The organism is Hoylesella loescheii DSM 19665 = JCM 12249 = ATCC 15930, assembly GCF_000378085.1.
Classification (GTDB): Bacteria; Bacteroidota; Bacteroidia; order Bacteroidales; family Bacteroidaceae; genus Prevotella; species Prevotella loescheii.
Genome location: NZ_KB899213.1, coordinates 168,917 through 193,475, shown reverse-complemented (window position 1 = coordinate 193,475; position 24,559 = coordinate 168,917). Strand labels below are relative to the sequence as shown.

Here is a 24,559-nt window from a genome sequence, read left to right as displayed (position 1 = left end):
TCTATAGATATAGGGCCTTTATTTTAACCCTTTACAATACATATACAACTAACCTACTAATATTACTTAGACGGATATAGAAAATAAATAAATTTATTTTGGATGCATTACATAAAAACAACCAATGACACAATTATCGCACCTCATCCTAACAACCCTTCCTGTCCCATCATCCCAACTTATATCCCTCAAAATCCTCGCGCGCGCGTACGCGCGTGTATATATTATGGTGTGTGCATGAGTACTAACGCATTACGCCATACGATAGGACGCAAACGACAAGATATGCCAACGAACAATTTCTCGGAGTTCCTGCAATGCAAATATAGCATTGCTGCAGCTGGGAAGGTAAGCTAGCGAGAGAATACGATATGGCTCACTCGCACTCCCGCCCTAGCTTCCCGCCTACAAAAAAAACTGCACCCCAACTTTGTCTGTGCAAAATTGGGGTGCAGTTTTAATAAGGCTTACTCACGCCTATCAACGCGTTCGTCATTGGTTTTGATTATCGGTGTGCTCTTCGCTGAAAGCGGCAGCTTCGGCCGCAGCGATAATCTCTTCACGCGACTGTTGGCGAGCCGTGATATGGCTAAGGTCGAATTCAGGATCGTCGTCGAAGTCCAACGTCTCGGTTGCGGCTTCTTCAATCTCCCGCTGCGGATAAAGGTGCTGTTGTTTTTCCGTTGGTTCGTCTTTGGGAGCATCGTCCCTATACACCACCACTTCGGTTTCTTCCGCCTTCTCGTTAACTCGTCTTTCTTGTTTCTTGGGTTTTTCCTTGGCCTGACCGTTTGTTTCGGCGTTGTCTGCCGCTTTTGTGCGGTGCGCTTCGTTACGCGCTTTACGTTCGTTGGCACGCTCCGACTTTCTTTCGGCGGCGCGTTCCGAAGAACGTTCGTCTGTGCATTCAGTGGCAGGTTTCTCCGTGTGCGCGTTGGCAGACTTGTTTGTGCGTTCGACTATTTGCTCGTCGGCTTTGGCCTTGTCCGTTTCGCTCGTTGCGCCAGTTGGTGGCGTCTGAGGTTCGGTCTTTCGTTGGGCATTGCCATCGACAACAGGCTGTGCACCATTGGCCAAGACTTCGGGCTGTTGCTGTTCGTTAGCAGCATTTTCTTCGGCATCTGCCGTGCCCTCCTTCTTCGTCCTACTGGCCTTAGCTGCAAACACCTGGTCGATGAATTGCGGCTCTTTCTTCAGCCTTTCGAGCGTTAGCTTAGAGGCCAACTGCTGACTTTCCTTCTTGCTATACCCACGGCCTTTGCATCCTTCGATGCCTTCCAGCTCTACGCAGAATAGAAAGAAGGGACTGCCATTTTTGTCTTTGCCCTGCTCTTTGACGATAAAGTCGAGCTTCACGCGGTTTTTCTGGCTCCATTCGATAAGCTTACTCTTAAAGTTCACCTCCTTATAAGCCACCTTGTCGATGTTAATCATCTTGGCCAAGATGCGCTTTTCCATAAATCGCATACAGCTGGCATAACCGCGGTCAAGGTAGATGGCCCCCACAAGGGCCTCGAAAGCGTTGCCGCCCATGTAGCTATTATGCGAAGAAGAGTGTCCCGACGAGAGTATCAGCCTGCTTATACCCATCTCTTGTGCCAGTCGGTTAAGTGTTTCGCGCTGCACAAGCTTGCTTCGGGTATTAGTAAGGAATCCCTCCCTTTTTCCGGGGAAGTGTCGGTAAACAATGTCGCCCACGATGGCGTCGAGTATGGCGTCGCCCAGGAATTCAAGTCTTTCGTTATTCACAGGTTTGCCATTTGCACCTCGTCGCATCACACTCTTGTGCATCAGGGCAAGCTTATAGTAGCCAATGTTTCGCGGATAGAACCCAAGAATCTCAAATAAAGACGAGTAAAGCTCCTTTTCTTTACGGAAAGGAAGCCTTACTCTGTCGATAAGATTACTCAGCATACTTCTTGAAAATAACACAAGCGTTATGTCCTCCAAAGCCAAATGTGTTGCTTAGTGCAGCTCGCACCACGCGCTTTTGTGCCTTGTTGAACGTGAAGTTGAGGTTATAATCGATGTTCTCGTCCACGTCGTCTTCGTCGTGGTTTATTGTTGGGGGGATGATGTCGTTATGAACGGCGAGCACCGAGGCCATTGCCTCAACGGCGCCAGCTGCTCCGAGCAAGTGTCCCGTCATCGATTTGGTTGAACTGATGTTGAGTTTATAGGCTGCTTCACCAAAAAGCTCCTTAATGGCTTTTGCCTCCGAAACGTCGCCCACAGGTGTCGACGTGCCGTGCACGTTAATGTAGTCGATGTCTTCGGGTTTCAATCCGGCATCTTCCAATGCGTTTTGCATCACCAGTCGTGCGCCCAAGCCTTCGGGATGACTAGCCGTGATGTGGTGTGCGTCGGCACTTGCGCCCTCGCCTACCATCTCGGCATAGATCTTAGCACCGCGAGCCTTAGCGTGTTCCAGTTCTTCCAGAATCAGACAGCCAGCTCCCTCGCCCATAACGAATCCGTCGCGGCTCTTGCTAAATGGACGCGAAGCGCGCTCGGGGTCGTCGTTTCGGGTAGAAAGGGCGTGCATAGCGTTAAATCCACCTACGCCACAGCCACAGATGGCAGCCTCGGCACCACCGCTAACAATAACGTTGGCCTTACCCAAACGAATGAGGTTGAAGGCATCGGCCAAAGCATTGGTCGACGATGCGCAAGCCGAAGTGGTGGCATAGTTGGGCCCGTGCAGGCCATACATAATCGAGATGTGTCCGGCAGCGATGTCGGCAATCATCTTAGGGATGAAGAAGGGGTTGAACTTAGGCTCTTCACCAAGGTGCTGGCCATAGTAAGTAACTTCCTCTTCAAAGGTTTTGATACCGCCGATACCCACACCGTAAACCACGCCAATGCGGTTGCGGTCTTCCTTTTCCATGTCCAGACCACTATCTTTAATACCCTGCATAGCCGAGATAATGGCCAATTGGGTATAGCGGTCCATCTTGCGAGCCTCCTTACGGTCGATATAGTCGGTCACGTTGAGGTTTTTCACCTCGCAGGCGAACTTGCTTTTGAAATTGGTGGTGTCGAAATGTGTGATGGGTGCTGCGCCACTCTTACCGGCCAACAGGTTAGCCCACGTCTCTTCGGGCGTGTTGCCAACGGGGGTAACGGCTCCAAGACCCGTCACTACTACTCTTTTTAACTCCATTGAAATGAAAAATATTGCTTTAAGGGGCGTTTCAAACAAACGCGCGGGTGGAATAGAAAAGGTCGTAAATAAGCAAATACACGTGTGTATCTTTCGCTCTTCCACCGCCTGATGCGAAAGTCGAAATCGGCCTTGTTGTTAATTTCCCTAGGGGTAAAATAAGGGTGATCAAGAGTTTTTGGTTATGGCTCCGGCAGATGCAGGAGGCCATAACCAAAAGCTTGTCACTTTACTTTGCGTTTTCAGCGATATAGGCGATAGCGTCGCCAACAGTGCCAATCTTCTCAGCTTTGTCGTCGGGGATGGAGATGCCAAATTCCTTTTCGAACTCCATAATCAGTTCTACAGTGTCGAGCGAGTCTGCACCAAGGTCGTTGGTGAAGCTTGCTTCGGGTTTTACCTCTGCTTCGTCTACACCGAGTTTGTCAACGATGATAGCTTTTACTTTCGATTCAATTTCTGACATAATTGTAAAATTTAATAGTGTTTGTAAATAAATTTCATCCGAAAATTCGGGTGCAAAGGAAATCATTTTTATTCATATCCACAAACATTTCGCCCAAAAAAGCACTCTTCATTGCACACATACCCCCTCATTGTGCATTGATTTTAGGTATTTTAACTACTTTTTAGAAATAAATAAGGCACCTTGGCGCATTAACGAGAAAGGCAAACCGAGACTCATTTTTTACGACTTTTCACGCTTGACTGCATCCAATTCGCTGATTTTCATTAACAGACGGTTTTGCGAACCATGGTTTTTGGGTGCTGCCTAGACGATTATTCATCTTATATATACACGCGTACGCGCGCGAAAAGGCCAAACCTAATGAGTGGACAAGTACCATAAGCCAGCAACACGAATACCATTAACAACGAACCAACTCGAAAAATTAGAATTGCTTTTGGTCAACCAAGATACCACCACTACGCTCCCCTTGGGCTCTCTCTTTTAAGTCCCTTATAAGCCATTTACGGCCCTATGATTGCACATAAATTACCTTTCGCCCTGTTGGAGCTAAGATGGAACAGGATTCCAGATAAGTTGGAACGATGTTCCAGATAAGTTGGAATGACGTTCCAGATGACATGGAACAGGGTTCCAGCTTAGCGATACCAAGGCGAAAAATGATCCACTGGTTACCAGCCACACATTTTCTAGTCTGCAAAAGCAATCTACCTCAACCCTTTTCTATCTGCTCACGCCTGATTGGCAGCCCGTTTCTACCCCTCCCTTTCGGCATCATAACAAGGCCACATTTATAGAAATGCTTGGGGATAAATACATGCCTGCTTCGGAACAAAGCCACATACGCATGAGTAACAATAAAGCGTAAGAAGCGTTTATTACGCGTTAGAATTAAGACGCCACGCGTTTTGAGGAAGACTGAGGCGTAAGAAATAGCTACCAGGTAAAACAACCGCTTAATGGGAATTAGCTCAACGCACCACAACCTGTACACAAGTTGCGACAAGTTATTCGTTTTCCCATACTGGCGTAAGGATATTAAAGGGTGAACTTAAAATTAATGGAGCGTAGTTTGGGCGTCTATTCCATCATTATATCACAACGTTCATTTCTCGCAAGGCCGTGTTCAAGTCGCAATATCTAACCCCGATAGCGCTGCAAGCATCGGGTATCATCACACGTCTTTTGCTTAGCGGGTTTGATTTCTCGAAGGTAACAAGCGTCATCCCTTTAGCTGCGGCTGTGGCAACGAGGTAAGAATCGGCTACATTAGCGTACTCGTCAAGGGCCGTAGAAGAGAAAACGGCATTGCCCTTAGCCCAGTTTAGGGTTTCAGCATATTGGGCTAAGATTTCACGATCTAGTTCAATATAAAAGCCTGGAACGTGGTTTTGTGTCATCCAAAGCGTCAGTTCGTCGTTTCCGCGCTCAATTTCTTCCCGCACTTTCGTACTGGTGAAAACTTTTCCATCCAATATAAGCTCGCTCATACGTAGCCAAAATGTCGGCCAAACATCGGCAGGCAGTTGGTTTTTCGCGGTAATAAATATATTGGTATCAAATAAATAGCCCATACATGCACCTTTTAGACATTGTTGTTCATAAAGTTATCATAGGTTTTGCCGTAAAGTCCCGTTAGCCGATAAGCCTCTGTATACGAGAGTTGTCTAGTGTCCACAGCATTTCTTACATGTATGGCGAAAAGTCGGCCCACACGTTTAAGGCTTGTTCGATAGAAACTTCCACCGCCTCCTTGCTTCTTTTCGGTTTTAGGGCGCTGGGTATATTCGTGCCAAAAACGGCGATAAGCTTCATTACTTAGTAAGCCTATATCGTGTGCCCTACGGGCAATAACAAGTTCGCTCACTTTAAATTTCTTAGCTATGCGTTTGATATCACCATCCCAAGTACCAGTTAAAACCTGGTGCGGAACTAAAAACTCTGCAGCAACACGGTCACAATAATGCTCCAAGGCATCATTACTCAAAGTGTCGGTGGCAGCATGGCCAGCACTAACGCCTAACATCAGGTGGGCCGCTTCGTGTATGAGCGTAAACAATTGTGCGACTGGTGCATCGGCGCTGTTTATGAAGATATAGGGCGCAACCTCATTGACAAGGGCGAAACCTCTGCATTCCGACACATCTAATGGGCGATGGGTATTATTTCCCACTACGCCATTGAAGGCCACAAATACGCCTGCGCCCTCTAAACACTCAGTGACAATCTTCACAGCCACTTCGGTAGAGGGTTGTTCGAAAGCCCATTTGGGTTCAAGTCCCAATTCCTTTCGCAAGCTATCCACTGCATTAGCAATTGGCGTCTGCAGGCTTACCGCACCTACCAATCGGCAAGTATCCAGTTCGTTATCCCTAAGGTAATCTTCCAACCACTCTTGCCGCCTTTTCACTGCATTAACTGTGTCGTACACGTTCAGGTCGAAACCGTTGTGCTGTCCAGCTTCACCGCGAAACACAGGAAATGGGACCGCCTCTGTTGGAACAGTCTCTAACAAAAGGAAACCAAAGGGAACGTTTACACGTTTGGCAAAATCTTCAAGTTGCTTTATCGTAGGCTGTTTCGTTCCATCCATCCATTGGGGCAATGCAGTTTTGGGATGACTTTTTATGTAGCCATCCACCGTTAGCCCTGCCCTTTGTATGGCCCAGCCATATCGACTTGCGGGGATACTTATTCTGTCTTGCGTTGCCATCTGATTTTGGTTTCTACTGCAAAAATACACATTATTCTTCTAATTCAAAATTTTTGTCGTTATATTGTGCAACTACACTTCCTACATCTTGCTTTCTACCCACCCAAAATCTAATCTATATCAAGGAATGACGCCATAAAATATATTTTTTGGAACATTTATTGTGCGTTTTGAAGCAAATTATTACTTTTGCATCGCATTTCAGAGATTGGAAGTCGTATGATTTAAACCAAAACGCGGCTCGAGTGATTGTTAATTGCTTGCCCGCATTCCGACCATTTACACCCGCACAACATCAATTAGACAATCGATCTCTTAGAAAACACCCCGACTATCCCCCGAGGACAATGACTGAACGCTTCGTTCAACGTTGACTTTTGGGGGATAGTCATTTTTTAGTAGATAAGTTCACGAGTTAATAAGTTAACCAGATGGCAAGATGGGGAGGTAACAAATTAACGAGTAGACAAGTGAACCTGTTGACGAGTAAAGCAGTCAATCAGTAGACAAGAGGACAAGTCAACTTGTTCACTTTCCCCTTGCCTACTCGCCTACTTGTTAGCTCGTCAACTGCCCAAATTATTCTTTCTTTCTCTTACAAAAATGTTTCATGAACGATTTTTGCATGCATACGAACGATTATTGCAAGCCCCTTACGCGCGTTCGTACTAAATTTGCCTCCGCAGAAGATGGGGAGAAAGCGCACCCGAATTGACATAAATCAATTTTAGGAATTACGCGACCCGATGAGAAAGGCTACTTTCCCCTCTCTACAAAGCTACAATCTTACATATTTATAAAACCTAATTACGCAACAAGAAATGAAGCAGCTACGAACTCTTCTTATCATCGCGATGGCCATTTTCGTATGCGCCCTTACCCATGCGCAAGGCGTAAACGTGAGCGGTAAGGTTACTTCGGCCACCGACGGCGAACCCATCACGGGCGCATCCGTCGTGGAAAAAGGAACCACACGCGGAACCGTCACCGACATTGACGGCAATTTTAAACTCGAAGTGAACAGCGGGGCAACGCTGGTTATATCTTACTTGGGGTTTAAAACCATTGAAGTGAAGGCCACGCCAACCATGAACATCGCATTGGAAGAAAATGCCAAGAGCCTGAACGAAGTGGTGGTGACAGGCTATACCACCCAACGCAAGGCCGATTTAACGGGCGCCGTGTCGGTGGTTAACGTCGACGACCTGGCCAAACAAAACGAAAACAACCCCATCAAAGCCTTGCAAGGACGTGTGCCGGGCATGAACATCGCCGCAGATGGTGCACCTTCGGGACAAGCCACGGTGCGTATTCGCGGTGTGGGAACGCTCAACGACAACGACCCGCTATATATTATAGATGGTGTTCCCACGAAGGCGGGCATGCACGAACTGAACGGAAACGACATCGAAAGCATACAAGTGCTTAAAGATGCCGCATCGGCCAGCATCTACGGAAGCCGTGCAGCTAATGGCGTAATCATCATTACCACCAAGCGAGGCAAGAGTGGGCGCATCCGCGTAGACCTAGACGCATCCATATCGGCCGCCACTTACGTGCACAAGCTTGATGTGCTTAACGCCAAGGAGTATGGTCAGGTGATGTGGCAAGCCTACGTTAACGATGGCATGGACCCCAACACCAATGGCTTGGGCTATCATTTCGATTGGGGATACGATGCGCAAGGCCTGCCCACATTGCAGGGAATGAGCATGAAGAAGTATCTAGACGTAGCCGGAAAAACACCTGCGGCAGACACCGACTGGTTTAACGAAACCACGCGCACGGGTCTTGTGCAGCAATATAACGTAGCAGTTAGCAGCGGTTCGGAGAAAGGCAGTTCGTATTTCTCACTGGGTTATTACAACAATCAGGGCATTATCAGGCAGAGCGACTTCAATCGCTTCTCGGCCCGAATGAACACCGAATATAAGCTTATTGGTAATTTGCTCACCGTTGGCGAACATTTCACACTCAACCGTACATCCGAAGTGCAGGCCCCTGGCGGTTTCCTATCTAACGTTTTGCAGTTCAACCCCTCGCTGCCTGTGCATACAACGGATGGCAATTGGGGTGGACCTGTGGGCGGTTATCCCGATCGTTACAACCCCGTAGCCGTGTTAGAGCGCAACAAAGACAACCGTTACACCTACTGGCGCATGTTCGGCGACGCTTACATCAACCTAAACCCCCTCAAAAACTTCAACCTGCGCTCCACGTTCGGCTTGGATTATAGTCAGAAAATGCAGCGTTTCTTCACCTATCCCGTTACCGAAGGCAACGTGGCTAAGAGCACCAACGCCGTTGAACCTAAGCAAGAGCATTGGACGAAATGGATGTGGAACGCCGTGGCTACCTACAACCTGGAGATGGGTAAGCACCGCACCGACGCCATGGCAGGTATGGAGCTTAACCGCCAAGACGATGTTTACTTCTCGGCTTATAAGGAAGGCTTCCTCATTCTCTCGCCCGATTACATGTGGCCAAGCGCTGGCGTGGGCACGGCACAAAGCCATGGCGGCGGTTCGGGTTACTCGCTGGTGTCGTTCTTTGGTAAACTCAACTATAATTACGATGATCGCTATATGGCATCGCTCACTCTTCGCCACGACGGTTCATCGCGTTTCGGCAAGAACAACCGCTATGCCACCTTCCCCGCACTATCGCTTGGCTGGCGTATCAATCGCGAACGCTTTCTCAATCGTGTATCGTGGATAGACGATCTCAAGCTGCGTGCATCTTGGGGACAAACGGGTAACCAAGAAATATCGAACATCGCACGCTACACAGTGTATGTTAGCAACTACGGCGTAAACGAAAACGGCGGTCAAAGCTATGGAACGTCATACGACATAGCAGGCACCAACGGCGGTCGCACACTTGATTCGGGCTTTAAACGCGACCAAATTGGCAACGACAACATTAAGTGGGAAACCACCACACAAACCAACTTGGGTGCCGATTTCTCGTTCTTTAACGCCACACTCTATGGAAGCGTAGACTGGTATTATAAAAAGACGCGCGACATACTTGTGCAAATGGCTGGCATTGCAGCCATGGGCGAAGGCAGCACACAATGGATTAACGCCGGAGAGATGGAAAATCGGGGCGTGGAACTGAACTTAGGCTATCGCAACACCACTGTTTTCGGCCTTAAATACGACCTAGCCGCCAACCTATCGACCTATCGCAACAAGATAACTAAGCTTCCCGAGACCGTGGCAGCTAACGGAACGTTCGGTGGAAACGGTGTGAAGAGCGTCATTGGGCATCCTATGGGCGCGCAAGTAGGCTATGTGGCCGACGGCATCTTTAAGAGTCAGGCCGAGGTAGACAACCATGCGCAACAGCAAGGAGCGGCTCCTGGTCGCATTAGATATCGCGACTTAGACGGCGACAACAAAATTACCGAGGCCGACCAAACGTGGATTTACTCGCCTGTGCCCAAGTTCAGCTATGGTCTTAACGTCTACTTAGAGTACAAGGGCCTAGACCTTACCATGTTTTGGCAGGGCGTTCAGGGTGTAGACATCATCTCCGACTTGAAGAAAGAAACCGACCTTTGGGCTGGCCTTAACATTGGTTTCCTAAACAAAGGTCGTCGTTTGCTGGGCGCATGGAGCGCATCCAACCCCTCAAGCGACATCCCCGCCCTGTCGTTATCCGACAACGCCAACGAGAAACGTGTGTCGAGCTATTGGGTTGAGAATGGTTCGTACCTCAAATTGCGCACCATACAACTAGGCTATAACCTACCTCAGGCCATGGTTAAGAAACTCATGATGGAACGTCTGCGCCTCTACGTGAGCGCACAAAACCTGCTCACCATCAAGAGTAGCAGCTTTACGGGCGTTGATCCGGAGAACCCCAACTTTGGTTATCCCATCCCCTTGAACCTTACTTTCGGCCTAAACGTCACTTTCTAAACGTTCAATCACAATGAAAAAAGCAACCATCATATTAGCCCTTTGCGCCATACTGGCATCCAGTTGCAGCGACTTTTTGGGCGAACAGAAACCACAGGGCACACTAAACAACGACCAAGTGAAAGACGCCCGCTATGTGGACAAGCTGGTTATATCGGCCTATGCCATCTGGATTTCGGCCGAAGACATCAACTCTTCGTTCTCAATGTGGAACTTCGACGTACGTTCCGACGACGCTTATAAGGGCGGAAACGGCACGAGCGATGGCGATGTGTTCCACCAACTGGAAGTGTCGCAAGGCATACTTACCACTAACTGGAACATCAGCGACATGTGGCAGCGTCTGTACAACGGCATTTCGCGCGTGAATACCGCAATCGAGCTGCTGCAACAAACCGATGCAGCCAACTATCCGCTGAAAGAACAGCGCCTGGCCGAAATGAAATTCTTACGCGCCTACGGTCATTTCTTACTCAAAAGACTGTACAAATACATCCCCTTTGTAGTAGACCCCAGCCTGACGAGCGAACAATACAACAACCTTTCGAACCGCCAATACAGCAACGACGAAGGTTGGGCGCTCATAGCCAAAGACCTTGAAGAGGCCTACAACGTGCTACCTGCACGCCAATCAGAAGTGGGACGACCCTCGAAAGCCGCTGCCGCCGCTTTCTTGGCTAAGGTTTACCTGTACAAGGCTTATCGTCAAGACAACGAAAACAGCAACGAAGTGACCTCTATCTCGACAGAAGACCTGCAAAAGGTGGTGCAATACACCGCGCCCGACATCTATGCAGCTGGCGGATTTGCATTAGAAACCGACTTCCATAATAACTTCCGACCCGAACCGCAGTACGAAAACGGGGCCGAAAGCATTTGGGCTATGCAGTACTCGATGAACGACGGGACAACATACGGCAACCTCAATTGGAGCTACGGACTGATTGTGCCCAACATTCCAGGCGTTACCGATGGCGGATGTGACTTCTACAAGCCCAGCCAAAACCTCGTGAACGCCTATCGTACAGACAACGCCGGGCTGCCCCGAATAGACGACTTTAACAAGGCCGACTACGACAAGAGCCGCGATTATGCCGACCCGCGCCTTTTCCTCACCGTAGGAATGCCCGGCCTGCCCTACGAGTTTAACCGCGATTTCATGATGGACCGCTCTGCAACATGGAGTCGTTCAAACGGTCTTTACGGCTATTACGTAACCTTAAAGCAAAACGTCGACCCCAAAAGCGGATACCTTATTAAAGGTTCGTGGTGGGGAACGCCTATGAATCGCATCGTGTTCCGCTACGCCGACGTGCTGCTCGAACGTGCAGAGGCTTTGGCCCAACTAGGCGGAAGTCATCTGCAAGAGGCACTGGCACTGGTTAATCAGCTACGCAGAAGAGCCAAACAAAGCACCGCAGCCATATCCAACTACGAGTCGCAATATGGCGTTAGGCTCAATGTAGGTCAATACACAGGCACCTACGACCAAGCCCAAACACTCAAAATCGTGAAGATGGAACGCCGATTGGAAATGGGAATGGAGAGCGAACGCTTCTTCGACCTCGTGCGTTGGGGCGAAGCTGCCAGCGTGATAAACAAGTATTACGCCGAAGAAGCTAACGATTGCGCCATATATAACGGTGCTCACTTCACCGCCAACAAGAACGAATACCTGCCTATCCCACATGCACAGGTGGCCGCTTCGAAAGGTAATTACAAACAAAACATAGGAGACTGGTAACGATGAAAACCCTGATAACCCAAATCATGATGGCCTTTGCCACGCTCGTTGCCATCACGGCGTGCAGCGAAAGCAACGTTAGCGACCTGCAACTAGGTGGCGACTGCAACGTGCAAGCCATTGCATTAGACAAATACGAAGGCACAACCGACCTGCCAACACGAAGCATTACCGTGCGTGTTCCACAAGGTTATGACGTTAGGAACATGGAACTTACCACCCTGCAACTTAGTGCAGGCGCAACGGCCAACATCAAGCAGGGCGACCATCTGGACTTTACCACGCCCCGAACGATGCGTGTTCGTAACGCCGACGTGTACGAAGACTGGACCATCAGCGTGCGTCGCGACGAGGCAAAGATAACTAGCTTTAAGATTAACGACCTGTATACGGGCATCATAGACGAAGGGGCGAAAACCATTTCGGTTTATGTTCCCGAGGCACTCAACCTCTCTTCGCTCGTGCCCACATTCACTTTGAGCGACAACGCCACAGCATCTATCGTCAGCGGAGTGGCTACCAGCTTTGCCAAACCTGTGCAAATAACCGTTACCAACAACACCGCTACCGCCACCTACACCGTAACCGTTACGAAGATAGGTAAGCCCGAAGTGGTGTTCGTGGGCTTAGCGTCGAGCATGGACCAACTAAACATCGAAGAGCTAACGGCTTGTCGCTGGATGTTGGCCAACGTGCCCAACTCGCTCTACGCCTCGTTCGCCGACATTAAGAACGGAAGCATCGACCTAAGTGCTTGTAAGGTGATATGGTGGCACTACCATAAGGATGGCGGAGTGGATGGAAAAGAGGCCTTCGAGAAGGCTGCACCTGCCGCAGTAGAGGCTTCGGTAGCCCTGCGCGACTACTACAACGCAGGCGGTTCGTTCCTCTTTACGCGCTATGCCACCAACATGCCAGCCTTCATCGGTGCGATGAAGAACGACGGCGTGCCAAATAACTGCTGGGGACAGAATGAAGCCGAGGCCGAAACAGTGGGTTCGCCGTGGAGCTTCTCTATGCGCGGACATGCCGATAACGCACTTTATCGCAACCTCGTGATGAAGAGCGACGCCCCCAACGACGTGTTTACCTGCGACGCTGGCTATCGCATCACCAACTCAACAGCCCAATGGCACATCGGTGCAGACTGGGGTGGGTATGCCGATTACGACACTTGGCGCAACGAAACTGGTGCGCGCGACCTTGGATATGGTGGCGATGGCGCCATCGTGGCATGGGAAATACCGGCCAATGGCACCAAAGGCGGCATCGTCTGCATTGGTTCGGGCTGCTACGACTGGTTCAGCATCGACCCCGTAACGCCGCATTATCACCAGAATGTAGCCACATTAACGCGCAACGCCATCAACCTTCTTAAACGATAAACTCTGTAACAATGAATAAAACAGCATATCTCATCGCTTCGCTTGCCTTGCTAGCCACACCGCTAGCAAGCTGCGAAAGCGACGCGCCCGCAGTTGAAGAGCGCGACTGGCAGGGAACAACCACCTTCTTCCAAACAGCCGACGACAAGAAACAAGACACCTATTACAAGCCATTTGCTGGTTTCGTGGGCGACCCCATGCCCTTCTTCGACCCCGTGGCAAAAGATTTTAAGGTACTTTACCTACAAGATTATCGTCCCAACCCTGCTGCTACCTATCATCCCATTTGGGCTGTCAGCACCAAAGACGCAGCTCACTACACCTCATTAGGCGAGCTAATACCATGCGGAGGGGCTGCCGAACAAGATGCGGCATTGGGCACTGGCTCTACCATCTACGACGAAACGCAGCACACTTACTACACCTTCTACACCGGCAACAAGCATCAGCCACGCCAAGGCGATAATGCACAGGTGGTGATGGTGGCCACTTCGCCCGACTTTAAGACATGGACCAAGAGCCAAACGTTCGTCATTCGTGGCAACGACTATGGTTATAGCGCCAACGATTTCCGCGACCCTTACGTCTATAAGGCCGAAGATGGCAGCGGTTATCGCATGCTCGTGGCCACCTATAAGGATGGTAAGGGCGTGCTGGCAGAGTTCTCTTCTACCGATTTAAAGACGTGGAAGCACGTCGGAGTGTTTATGACCATGATGTGGGACCGCTTTTACGAGTGCCCCGACCTCTTCAAAATGGGCGATTGGTGGTACTTGGTGTACAGTGAAAAGCATGCTGCCGTGCGTCGCGTGCAATACTTCAAGGGTCGTACCATCAACGAATTGAAGGCCACTACAGCCAACGATGCAGGCAAATGGCCCGACGACCACGAGGGATTTCTCGACAGTCGCGGTTTCTATGCAGGCAAAACGGCTAGCGACGGCACTAACCGCTACATCTGGGGATGGTGTCCTACGCGTCCTGGAAACAACAATACGGATGTTGGGGCCTATCCCCACGAACCCGAATGGGCAGGCAATTTGGTGGCGCATCGCCTGATACAGCATGCCGACGGCACACTAACGCTCGGCGAAGTGCCTGCCATCAACACGCAGTTTGGCCAAAACGCCGCCCCCAAAGTGATGGCGCAAAGCGCACAAGGGGTAACGCAAGACGGCGCCAACCTTAAACTGCAAGGTGAGGCTTGGGCGCTATTCCCCCGACTAGGACAGGTAAACCGCATCAGCTTCACCGTGAAAACGACCGCCAACACCGATAAATTCGGCATCTCGTTTGTACGTGGCAGCGACTCAGAAAAGTGGTACACCCTAGTGATTAACCCCGAAGGAGGCGACAAGCGCAAGGTGAACTTCGAAGAAGAAGGACCGAAGGGCAAGGGTTTTGTTGAGGGAATAGACGGCTACGTCTTTGCTCGGCCATCCGACAACACCTATAACGTAACCATCTACACCGACAACAGCGTGCTGGTAATGTACGTCAACGACGTGTGTTGCTACACCAACCGCATCTATAACATGGCCAAAAACTGTTGGAGTATCAACAGCTATGGTGGCGAAGTGAGCGTAAGTAACCTCAGCGTGAGCACAACCAAATAGCTCACAGGTGAGTCAACGGGTTGTCTTCGACCAAGTGTCGCGGGCAACCCGTTGTTCGCACACAAAGCCAGCCTCGGTTAATAAACATTAATCCAGCCAACATCCGATGCGCGAAAGCTTGTCGTTTAGCCCACTTAGTTTTATCTTTGGAACAGAGAATTACAGTTATTCAGGACCTAACGCGCATCACCTAAACCGCAACAACCATTCAAGATTATGGCACAGAGACTAACCAGACCCATATTTCGGCTTGCAACAACCCTCTTGTTGCTATTTGTGGCGCATGCCATTGCCTATGCCGACAACCCCCAAAAGATGAATATGCTCAGCAAAAACCATTGTATGCTGGCTTTCGATACACCCACAACGCGCTACTTGCTGTTGCCCGTTGAAGAGAAAGCAGAACTTTGCAACCTGCGACTTATCGTAGACAACAACGCCATCCAAACGCTTAACGTGCGCTTGGCAGCCGACCACGTAGACTATTTCGTGCCACTTGCACTCGATGCCGTTAAGGGGAAGCCCTTTGTTCTCGATGTGCACGCGCAGGGCGACGTTCGTAAGAACGGCAACCTAAACGACTATGTGTGCTGGAAAAACATGACAATGACCGACAACTTCGACACGGCCAACCGCGAAAAGTGGCGTCCGTTGTACCATCACACGCCACCTTATGGATGGATGAACGACCCCAACGGTCTCTTCTACAAAGACGGATTGTACCACCTTTACTATCAATGGAACCCATACGGTTCGCAATGGGAGAACATGACATGGGGTCACAGCGTTAGTAAAGACCTTGTGCATTGGGAAGATCGAGGCACTGCCATAGCTCCCGACGCTCTGGGAACGATATTCAGCGGCTGCTGTGTTGTAGACCATAACAACACGGCTGGCTTTGGCGCTGGTGCGGTGGTGGCCTTCTATACCTCGGCTGGCGAGAACCAAACGCAAAGCATGGCGTACAGCACTGACAACGGACAGACCTTCACGAAATATGATCGTAACCCCGTAATAACGGCTCCGATACCCGATTTTCGCGACCCGCACGTGTTTTGGCATCAACCCACCGAACGCTGGATAATGGTGCTTGCCGCCGGACAAGAAATGCAATTCTACTCCTCGAAGAACCTCAAAGAGTGGACGTTCGAGAACCGTTTTGGCGAAGGATACGGCAACCACGATGGCGTTTGGGAATGTCCCGACCTCATGCAACTGCCCGTTCGCGGCATCGACAAGCAGAAGTGGATGCTTATTTGCAACATTAATCCAGGCGGACCCTTTGGTGGAAACGCCACGCAATACTTCATCGGCGAGTTCGACGGCCATCAGTTTACCTGCGAGGACAAGCCCGAAACAACCAAGTGGATGGACTACGGCAAAGACCATTACGCTGCCATCACCTTTGATAACGCACCGCAAGGTCGCCGCATACTGATGACTTGGATGAGCAACTGGCAGTATGGCAACCAAGTTCCCACACAGCAATTCCGCTCGGCAAACACCATTGCATGCGACCTCGACCTGTTTGAACACGACGGTCAGACATTCGTTGGGCGCACGCCATCCAAAGAACTATTGGCCGCTCGTGGCAAACCGCTATTTAAAAACAGCACTTCGGCACGCCGAACCTTCAACCCTGCGCAAGGCGCTTACGAATTGGTGATGGTTATCAAGCCCCAAACCAAGGGCAAAACGAGCCTTACCTTGCAAAATGCAGCAGGCGAAAAGGTTGTTGTTAGCTATGATGTGGCCGCACAAACGCTATCGGTAGACCGCACCCAAAGTGGCAAATCCGATTTCAGCGACGGCTTCAAGGCTGTTACCGTTGCCCCAACACGCGGTCTTATAACCACGCTCCGCATCTTCGTTGATAAAAGTAGCGTTGAGGTTATAGACGCGCAAGGCAAGGCTTCGCTCACCAATCTGGTGTTCCCTACAACGCCCTACAACACCTTGTTGCTCGAAAACTCGGGTGGAAACAAGGCCAACGTGTCGGCGTTTGAAATGAAATAAGTTTCTAAGGAGTTAAGGAGTTATGAAGTTAAGGAGTTAAGCCAAATGTCTTAATGACATTAATATCTTCTCACCCTTTCATTCTTTCACTTTAAACCCACAAAGCATATCACTCCCCCTCTCCCCCTTAGAGAGGGATTGGGAGTGAGGCTTTAAATACAAACAATTATGCGTAAATCAACCCAACTCACACTCATTCCCGTGATGTTTTGTTTCTTCGCCATGGGATTTGTTGACCTTGTAGGCATCGCCTCAAACTATGTCAAGGCCGACCTCAACCTCTCCGACTCGGCCGCAAACGTCTTCCCGTCGCTCGTTTTCTTTTGGTTCCTCATCTTTGCCGTGCCAACGGGCATGCTCATGAACAAGATTGGACGTAAGAAAACGGTGCTCGTGTCGCTCGTTATCACCGTGGCGAGTTTGCTTTTGCCCCTCTTTGGCAACAGCTACGAACTGATGTTAATCTCGTTTTCGCTGCTAGGCATCGGCAATGCCTTTATGCAAACGTCGCTCAACCCCCTTATCTCGAACATCATTAGTGGCGATCGCTTTGCCGCCACCCTCACTTTCGGCCAGTTTGTAAAGGCCATCGCCTCGTTCATGGCACCCATTATCGCCGCTTGGGGCGCAGCAGCCAGCATCCCCCACTTTGGTTTGGGCTGGCGCGTACTCTTCCCCATCTACATGGTTATTGGTATTTTGGCCACCCTGATGCTGTCGGCCACGCCCATCGAAGAAGAACCCATAAAGGATAAGCCCTCTAGCTTCATGGAAACCATCAAGCTCTTGGGCACGCCCATCGTACTGTTGTCGTTCATCGGCATCATGTGTCACGTGGGAATAGACGTGGGAACAAACACCCATGCACCAAAAATTCTGCAAGAACGCTTGCACATGGGGCTCGACGAAGCAGGCTTCGCCACCAGCCTTTACTTCATTTTCCGTACCCTTGGTTGTCTTAGTGGCTCGTTCATACTGGCCAAATTCAACAACCGCGCCTTCTTCTACGTGTCGGTTTGCATGATGGCCCTTTCCATGTTGGGCTTAGCCGTGGGCGAAAGCAAGGCCGTTCTCTACACCGCCATTGCGCTTGTAGGCTTCGGCAACTCTAACATCTTCTCGCTCGTGTTCTCTCAAGCCGTGCTATCCATGCCCGACAAGAAGAACGAAGTGTCGGGCCTGATGATCATGGGACTGTTCGGTGGTACCATCTTCCCCCTACTTATGGGACCTGCCAGCGACGCCGTTGGTCAATGGGGAGCCGCTGTCGTGATGGCGATTGGCGTAATCTACCTATTTACTTACGGGCAAAAGATTGGCGCAAAGTAAGCATACTTAACTAAAAACAACAAGAAGATATGAAACGACTTATCGTTGGATTGGGCGAGGCACTATGGGATATGCTGCCCGAAGGAAAGAAAATAGGCGGTGCACCTGCAAATTTTGCCTACCATGCCGCACAGTTTGGAATGGATACAATGGCCGTTAGCGCTTTGGGCGATGATAACTTGGGCAACGAAATAGCCCAGAAGTTCGCCGAGAAAAAGCTAAACGTGCTGATGCCACGCGTACCTTTCCCCACAGGAACGGTGCAGGTGTCGCTCGATGCACAAGGTGTGCCCACCTACGACATTAAGGAAGGTGTGGCTTGGGACAACATCCCCTTCACCCCCGAACTTGAAGAAGTGGCCCGAAACTGCCGTGCCGTGTGCTGGGGATCATTGGCCCAACGCAACGAAGTGAGCCGAAACACCATTCACCGCTTCCTCGATGCCACCCCAAAAGACTGTCTTAAAATCTTCGATATCAACCTTCGTCAAAACTTCTATAACGAAGAACTGCTGCTCGAATCGTTCAAACGATGCGACATCTTGAAGATAAACGACGAAGAACTGGTTACCATTGGCCGCCTGTTTGGTTATCCTGGGCTCGACATGACCAACAAATGCTGGCTCATCTTGGGCAAATACAATCTCGATGCCCTTGTGCTAACCTGTGGCGTAAACGGCAGTTACGTGTTCACACCTGGTGCTATGTCGTTCTTGGAAACACCAAAAGTGGAGGTTGCCGACACCGTTGGCGCAGGCGATTCGTTCACTGGCAGCTTCTGTGCAGCCTATCTTAGTGGCGTTCCTGTTAGCGAAGCGCATCGCCTAGCCGTTGAAACCAGCGCCTTCGTTTGCACCCAAAACGGCGCAATGCCCACGCTTCCCAAAAACTTTATCGACAGAATTAAGTAAGAAACGAGGAGTTAAGGAGTTATGGAGTTAAGGAGTTAAGCCAATAGCTTTGTAGCTACAAGCTTATTATTCCCTTAACTCCATAGTTCTTTAACTGACAGCACACCCACCACATCTCCTTCGGGTACGGGCTAATTCCTTAACTCCATAACCCGTAAACAAGTTAAAAAAATGACGGGGTGACAAGAAATCTTCCCATTATACAACTGAGCATACGGCTTAAATCCTTAACTCCATAACCCGTAAACAAGTTAAAAAAATGACGGGGTGACAAGAAATCTTCCCACTATACAACTGAGCATACGGCTTAAATCCTTAACTCCATAACTCCTTAACTCCTAAAAATATTCTCTTTTTCTTTTTTGTTAATCAAAATAGTTGTATCTTTGCGAAATGAAAAGGTAAAGTTGTTAAACTATGCCATCATGAAAAGTACAATTGGTTAAAAGACAGCCTATGACTTGGGCGCATTGAAAACCACCCATCGTAAAAACGCCATTAGCTGCCTCAACATCATTACTACCCTACTTACAGATTGGCCATCACATGCGCAGTGAAGCCTACCTAAGCCACTGAACCAACGTGGGAAACAACAATCTAAACGCTTATATTTATACCATAATTTTAAAAACCAAACATCATGTTACACACCATCAAAAAATTATCGTTATTTGCCATGTTCGCAGTTGTTGCCATGGCATTCGCAGCTTGCAGTTCTGATGACGACCAACCCGCCATATTACAGCAGCTACTTGGCTCGTGGAGACCAATAAGTAATTGCAGTTCTTGTGGACAATCAAGAGTCTACGAAACTTGGTACAAAGACCTTACATGGGACAAACACGAAACTATTGACGGGAAAGATCAGCGTATACGTAAGGGTGCATTTAGCATCACCGAAGATCGCATACATCTGCGCAACACTTGTCCCAAAGGGCACGATGTAATTGAAATCGATTACAAGTTCGAGATAAAGGACAACGTGCTCACCCTAACCAACCTGAAGACCAAGGTTACGACGAGATACAAACGTCGCAACTAGGCTTCACAATCCCTATCATACATGGCTATGGCCATGCAAACTATCTCCCTCGGCCCTTTGAAAAGAGACTGAGGATGGGGCTTATTGCATGTTAACGAACTGCATTAACACAGCTCTTATTTAGAACTTTACCATCGTTGGCTTTGTTCCAACTATTTGGTACTCCTGTTCCACATCATCTGGAAGCCTGTTCCAGTTGATGTGGAACCTCATTCCAGACCAATTGGAACCGGGTTACAACTTATGTATAACAAGTCGTCTTTTCGTAAAGCTCAATTCGCTTTACCATTAAGCGCGTAACATTTTATGAGCGTTCGGGATAAGATACCATGCTTTTTGAGCAAGATGAACTAAAAAACGAATGACAATCTCACCAACTACCGCGCAACGGTTGCCCTGTTGGTTCACCCCTTCATCTTTTCACCCTTTCACTCTTCCCATCTTTTCACCCTTTCACTCTTTCACCTTTCCTATCTTTTCACTTTTTCACCCTTTCACCTTTTCACTTTTCCTATCTTTTCACCTCTTCACCTTTTCACCCTTCCTATCTTTTCACCTCTTCACCTTTTCACTTTTTCACCCTTTCACCCACCATTTAAACAACAGGGGCGGAACAACATAGGTAAGGGCCACAACTGCGCCCATGCCTACGATGGTGATGGCTCCAAGCGAATGTAAAGCGGGATGACGGGCCACCACCAACGAACCCATGCCGATAAACATGATAGCTGCCGAGAGCAAGATGCCCTTGCGATAAGCGGCCAACATGGGGCGACCGTGACGTCGTTCGTATATCAAGCCCTCGGTAACGAAGATACTATAATCGTCGCCTTGACCAAAAATAAAGGTGGCCAAGATGATGTTCACCAAGTTGAAGCGCATATCCAAGAGGTGCATCGTGCCCAAAATCCATAGCCACGACACCACCATGGGCATGAAAGCAATAAGCGCAAGCTTGAACTTACGGAACGAAAGCCAAAGGAAAACGAAAACGATGGCACCACAAACCCAACCAATATAGTTGAAATGCTGTGATAGCGAGTTGGCTATTGTGGCGTTAAGACTGGGTAGGGTGAAGGCCCAACGCTGGGCATTGGCCGTGGGCGCGAAGGTCGATACCACACTGTCGGCCTTCTGCGAGGGCACGTTAACGATGTTTACCACCGTGTTGCCGATGATGCGGTTTCCAACAGAAGCCTGCAAAAGCAGCGCGAAATGGTCAGGCGATTGTGGTTCGAACGGTGTAGAAAGTATTTTCTGGAATGGCGCGAAGGCATCGGGTGCGAACCCCTCTTTTGCTGCCAATATTCGTAAGCTATCTAATTGCGGCGCACGTTCGTTCAAAATACTGCGCCATTGGGCCAAACGTCGCCCCTGTTCGGCCTTACTAGCCACCAAAAGGGGGTATTGCGGTTGTTCGGCAGCTTGCAAAGCCTGCTCTGCATTACGCCCTTCGGCCACGAAATATACCTGCGTTGTGCCCCGTTCTTCGCCACGCATCTGCGCCAATTGAGTCAAAAGCGCTTGCTGTTGGGGCGTAAGATAGTTGATATTTCGCAAGTCGGTATCAAACTGTGTACCAAGACTGAAATAGCCCAAAACAAGGGTTACCGCCACCAAAGCCATGCCAACGATGGCCGATTGCCTGCGCTGACGGGGCGTGAGGGTGGCTGCAGGAGCGTTGACGGTGGCGGATAAGGGGGTGTTATCAGGCGTTTCGCACTGCTCGCATGCTGTTTGTGCCTTCCCCGAAGTATCCTTTTTGCCCACATAATGAGGCAAGAACACCACTACAAACAAGATGGTGCTAACCAACATCATGGCTGCGAAGATGCCCAAATGGCTCAACGCGGTGGCATCGAGAGGTATTAGGGCCGAAAAGGCACCAACGGTGGTGATGTTGCCCACCACTAGGGGCGAGGCTATCTCTTCGAGCGTCTGCCGTGGCGAAGCGCAATGGGCCAGATGGGTGACGAAATGTAGGGGATAGTTTACGGCAATACCGATGATTACCGAAGCAATGCCCAGTACGATGATAGACACTTCGTGGCTTACCAAAGCCATACCGCCCATAGCCATGAGCCAACCAAAGCCCAAGGAAACGACGATGAGCAACAGGTGGCGAGCACGCCGCAAGGCCCAAACCAGCAAGCCAACGATGAGCGTTGCGGCAATGGAGATGGCCCAAATGCTGTCTGTCTTTATCTGCGAGGCATTGTCTACGGCTATCACGGGTGCTCCCGTAGCGGCGAAATGCACACCAGGCACGCGCGCCTCGATGCTTCGCGCCACGCTGTCAATCTGCTTAACAAGCAGCGCATTGCCGTTGGTTTCGCTCGCTCCGTATGGCGAAGTGAGCATGGCCACAGCGTGGCGGTCGTCGGGCGTAAAGATATAGCCATCGTGCAGTTCGTAACGCAGGGCGTTGCCACTGGCTTGAAGTCTACTAAGCAAGGGCGCAAAAAGACCCAAGGGGTCGCGTTCGATGTTTTGCGTAACCATCCCACCCGTGGGGAATAGCAACATTTCACGATTCCGTTGCAGCACAGCTGTCATGCTGTCGGTGCTTGTTATACGGCGTATGCGGGCAAAATCGGCATCGCCCAACAACAAGGGGGCGTTTTGGTAGGCGAAATCGGGAATGCGCATCACGCTTTCGAAGTCGATCTGAGCCATTAGTTGCCATCCGCGCGCTTTGCCCTCGCGTTCCAACAGCTGCATGGCGCGCACCAAAAGAGCTGTGTTTAGCTGCGTGGTATCGGTGGGCGAGGCCACGATGAAGATGCGGTCGGCAGCGTTTGTTTGCCTATAAATCTCCATCGAACGGCGATAATTATGGTCGTTGGGTAAAAAGTCGGTGATGTCTTCTTTGAAATGCAACTGCGATGCGCTTGCCAACGCGGCCAAAACCATAGCAAAGGGAAGCGCAAAACGCAAGAGGCGATGCCGCGCGAACCAATCGTACAGCCGAAGAAGCAATTGAGTGGTCATGTTCAGCTTTGCTTTGTTTGTTGTTTGGCGATAACAGGATTGGCGTAGATATGCAGCAGATGGCGACGCTCTTCCGCTGTGGTGAGCAGGCTCATACGCTGGTTTAGCCAAGCTTTCGCCTCGTCTAGCTCGGCGTTTTGGGGTTCTTCGGGATGTAGCATCTCGTAGGCCGCCATGTTGGTGGGCATCAATTGATAGGCGTTAGCTATGGCGCGGTCTATCATTTGTGCCATTTGGCGCACGGCATCGTTAAGTGGGAGGTGCTCAAGTGGGGCTAGCTGCGCCTCATCGATGGGCTTTGTAACGCAGAAATGCACCTTGCCTTTGGGCTCGAGAATACCTGTGAGAATGCTGTTAAGGTCTTCGCCGGGGCGTTTAACGTATGGCTGGCGTGCCGTTTGCGCCATTTCGTGCGCTTTCAGCAGGTCGCACGACTCGTATTCGTAGCTAACGGCCACGGGTACGATGTTCAGTTGGGCCAGCGAAGCCAACTTGTTGCCCTGCCCCGATAGTGCAAACATCTTAACAAGTGCAGGTTCGGTGCGGTCGTATCCATCCTTGGTGCGCCCGTTTCGTTGTGCAATCCACACCGACGAGCCACGTTCTACGATGGCATTCCTGATGTATCGCGACAGGTGCAGTTCGCTTTCGTAGAACTGTCGCTTGTTTCCAGTGCGCTCAACGCGAAACATCTTGTTGCTTTTACCGATGTCTACGACGGTGGGATGGGTCATCAGGTTGGCGCCGAAAGTGATCTCGCAGGTTTCGTGACCTGCATCTACCAATACATATTGTAGCAACGACGCATCAAGAACAATGTCGCGGTGGTTGCTCACAAAGAGATAGGGTTGCCCTGGCTGTAAATGTTCTATCCCTTCGCAGGAAAATTGGGTGACGCTTCTTCGTATCACTTCGCGGTTGAAACGATACATCACACGGTGTTGAAACTCGCGCGTGGTGTTTGTTTCTGCCAACATGCGTGCCACGTCTTGCACCGTTAGCTCGGGGAAAACGAACTCGGCCAGCTGGGGTAACCACTGGCTCTGGGCTATTCGCCGCATGGCCTGTGCCACTTCAGCATCGTTATAGGGGCGTATATCGTCGAATTCTCCGCTCATTGTGCAAAACTTCTCCATATATATAGGTGTAATGTGGATTACGCTAGATTATAAAATAACTTGGCAAAGGTAGTAAATAATCGTGAAAAAGCAGTGCTATTGAGCTTTTCTTATATAAAAGAAGCGCATTAAA

The 24,559-nt window shown here is 49.9% G+C and carries 15 protein-coding genes; 8 read left to right on the top strand and 7 right to left on the bottom strand.

Going from position 1 to position 24,559, the window contains the following annotated elements; translation table 11 throughout:
* Positions 1–492: 492 nt before the first annotated feature.
* The 5 genes from rnc to F453_RS0105715 all read right to left on the bottom strand — a co-directional run bounded on the left by rnc (position 493) and on the right by F453_RS0105715 (position 6,348).
* Positions 493–1,914: a ribonuclease III gene (gene rnc / locus F453_RS16460; RefSeq protein ID WP_018967164.1), complete on the bottom strand. Its 1,422-nt coding sequence runs from the start codon at positions 1,912–1,914 to the stop codon at positions 493–495.
* Positions 1,904–3,166, bottom strand: a complete 1,263-nt coding sequence (gene fabF / locus F453_RS0105730) for a beta-ketoacyl-ACP synthase II (protein WP_026292479.1) — start codon at positions 3,164–3,166, stop codon at positions 1,904–1,906. Before fabF ends, rnc begins: the two co-directional genes overlap by 11 nt.
* A 229-nt stretch (positions 3,167–3,395) precedes the next feature.
* Entirely contained in the window at positions 3,396–3,632 is a 237-nt protein-coding gene (locus F453_RS0105725) for an acyl carrier protein (protein ID WP_018967162.1), read from the bottom strand.
* Positions 3,633–4,726: 1,094 nt separating this feature from the next.
* Positions 4,727–5,209: a DUF4411 family protein gene (locus tag F453_RS0105720; protein ID WP_018967161.1), complete on the bottom strand. Its 483-nt coding sequence runs from the start codon at positions 5,207–5,209 to the stop codon at positions 4,727–4,729.
* 11 nt (positions 5,210–5,220) lie between these two features.
* Positions 5,221–6,348 carry an ImmA/IrrE family metallo-endopeptidase gene (locus F453_RS0105715; RefSeq protein WP_018967160.1) on the bottom strand — a complete coding sequence of 376 codons (1,128 nt, stop codon included), beginning with the start codon at positions 6,346–6,348 and terminating at the stop codon, positions 5,221–5,223.
* 821 nt (positions 6,349–7,169) lie between these two features.
* Between F453_RS0105715 and F453_RS0105710 the strand changes: the two genes are divergently transcribed.
* The 8 genes from F453_RS0105710 (at position 7,170) to F453_RS0105675 (ending at position 20,317) form a co-directional block, all read left to right on the top strand.
* On the top strand, positions 7,170–10,274 hold the full coding sequence (locus tag F453_RS0105710) for a SusC/RagA family TonB-linked outer membrane protein (protein WP_018967159.1): 3,105 nt from the start codon (positions 7,170–7,172) through the stop codon (positions 10,272–10,274).
* 13 nt (positions 10,275–10,287) lie between these two features.
* The gene (locus F453_RS0105705) at positions 10,288–12,018 is read left to right on the top strand and encodes a RagB/SusD family nutrient uptake outer membrane protein (protein WP_018967158.1); all 1,731 of its coding nucleotides are present in this window, start codon (positions 10,288–10,290) and stop codon (positions 12,016–12,018) included.
* The gene (locus tag F453_RS0105700; RefSeq protein WP_025789870.1) at positions 12,012–13,403 is read left to right on the top strand and encodes a DUF4960 domain-containing protein; all 1,392 of its coding nucleotides are present in this window, start codon (positions 12,012–12,014) and stop codon (positions 13,401–13,403) included. The genes F453_RS0105705 and F453_RS0105700 overlap by 7 nt, the downstream gene beginning before the upstream one ends.
* A gap of 11 nt (positions 13,404–13,414) precedes the next feature.
* Positions 13,415–15,019, top strand: coding sequence for a glycoside hydrolase family 32 protein (locus F453_RS0105695; protein ID WP_018967156.1), 1,605 nt, complete (start codon positions 13,415–13,417; stop codon positions 15,017–15,019).
* A gap of 216 nt (positions 15,020–15,235) precedes the next feature.
* Complete coding sequence (locus F453_RS0105690) at positions 15,236–17,035, top strand: glycoside hydrolase family 32 protein (protein WP_026292478.1); 1,800 nt, start codon at positions 15,236–15,238, stop codon at positions 17,033–17,035.
* 168 nt (positions 17,036–17,203) lie between these two features.
* Complete coding sequence (locus F453_RS0105685) at positions 17,204–18,364, top strand: MFS transporter (protein ID WP_018967154.1); 1,161 nt, start codon at positions 17,204–17,206, stop codon at positions 18,362–18,364.
* A gap of 29 nt (positions 18,365–18,393) precedes the next feature.
* Positions 18,394–19,275, top strand: coding sequence for a carbohydrate kinase family protein (locus F453_RS0105680; RefSeq protein WP_018967153.1), 882 nt, complete (start codon positions 18,394–18,396; stop codon positions 19,273–19,275).
* Between the two features lie 640 nt (positions 19,276–19,915).
* The gene (locus tag F453_RS0105675; protein WP_018967152.1) at positions 19,916–20,317 is read left to right on the top strand and encodes a lipocalin family protein; all 402 of its coding nucleotides are present in this window, start codon (positions 19,916–19,918) and stop codon (positions 20,315–20,317) included.
* A 576-nt stretch (positions 20,318–20,893) separates the two neighbouring features.
* Here F453_RS0105675 and F453_RS0105670 read toward each other — a convergent pair.
* Together F453_RS0105670 and F453_RS0105665 are read right to left on the bottom strand one after the other, a co-directional pair.
* Positions 20,894–23,308, bottom strand: a complete 2,415-nt coding sequence (locus F453_RS0105670) for an MMPL family transporter (RefSeq protein ID WP_026292477.1) — start codon at positions 23,306–23,308, stop codon at positions 20,894–20,896.
* Between the two features lie 2 nt (positions 23,309–23,310).
* Positions 23,311–24,444 (bottom strand): 1-acyl-sn-glycerol-3-phosphate acyltransferase, encoded by a 1,134-nt coding sequence (locus tag F453_RS0105665; protein ID WP_026292476.1) that lies wholly within the window; start codon positions 24,442–24,444, stop codon positions 23,311–23,313.
* Between the last annotated feature and the right edge of the window lie 115 nt (positions 24,445–24,559).

Bases quoted from the DNA above. Each gene is read 5' to 3' on its own strand.
- F453_RS0105690 (WP_026292478.1), top strand. From the start codon at position 15,236: ATGGCACAGAGACTAACCAGACCCATATTTCGGCTTGCAACAACCCTC.
- F453_RS0105665 (WP_026292476.1), bottom strand. From the start codon at position 24,444: ATGGAGAAGTTTTGCACAATGAGCGGAGAATTCGACGATATACGCCCC.
- rnc (WP_018967164.1), bottom strand. From the start codon at position 1,914: ATGCTGAGTAATCTTATCGACAGAGTAAGGCTTCCTTTCCGTAAAGAA.
- F453_RS0105705 (WP_018967158.1), top strand. From the start codon at position 10,288: ATGAAAAAAGCAACCATCATATTAGCCCTTTGCGCCATACTGGCATCC.
- F453_RS0105695 (WP_018967156.1), top strand. From the start codon at position 13,415: ATGAATAAAACAGCATATCTCATCGCTTCGCTTGCCTTGCTAGCCACA.
- fabF (WP_026292479.1), bottom strand. From the start codon at position 3,166: ATGGAGTTAAAAAGAGTAGTAGTGACGGGTCTTGGAGCCGTTACCCCC.
- F453_RS0105675 (WP_018967152.1), top strand. From the start codon at position 19,916: ATGTTACACACCATCAAAAAATTATCGTTATTTGCCATGTTCGCAGTT.
- F453_RS0105720 (WP_018967161.1), bottom strand. From the start codon at position 5,209: ATGGGCTATTTATTTGATACCAATATATTTATTACCGCGAAAAACCAA.
- F453_RS0105685 (WP_018967154.1), top strand. From the start codon at position 17,204: ATGCGTAAATCAACCCAACTCACACTCATTCCCGTGATGTTTTGTTTC.
- F453_RS0105680 (WP_018967153.1), top strand. From the start codon at position 18,394: ATGAAACGACTTATCGTTGGATTGGGCGAGGCACTATGGGATATGCTG.
- F453_RS0105715 (WP_018967160.1), bottom strand. From the start codon at position 6,348: ATGGCAACGCAAGACAGAATAAGTATCCCCGCAAGTCGATATGGCTGG.
- F453_RS0105725 (WP_018967162.1), bottom strand. From the start codon at position 3,632: ATGTCAGAAATTGAATCGAAAGTAAAAGCTATCATCGTTGACAAACTC.
- F453_RS0105710 (WP_018967159.1), top strand. From the start codon at position 7,170: ATGAAGCAGCTACGAACTCTTCTTATCATCGCGATGGCCATTTTCGTA.
- F453_RS0105670 (WP_026292477.1), bottom strand. From the start codon at position 23,308: ATGACCACTCAATTGCTTCTTCGGCTGTACGATTGGTTCGCGCGGCAT.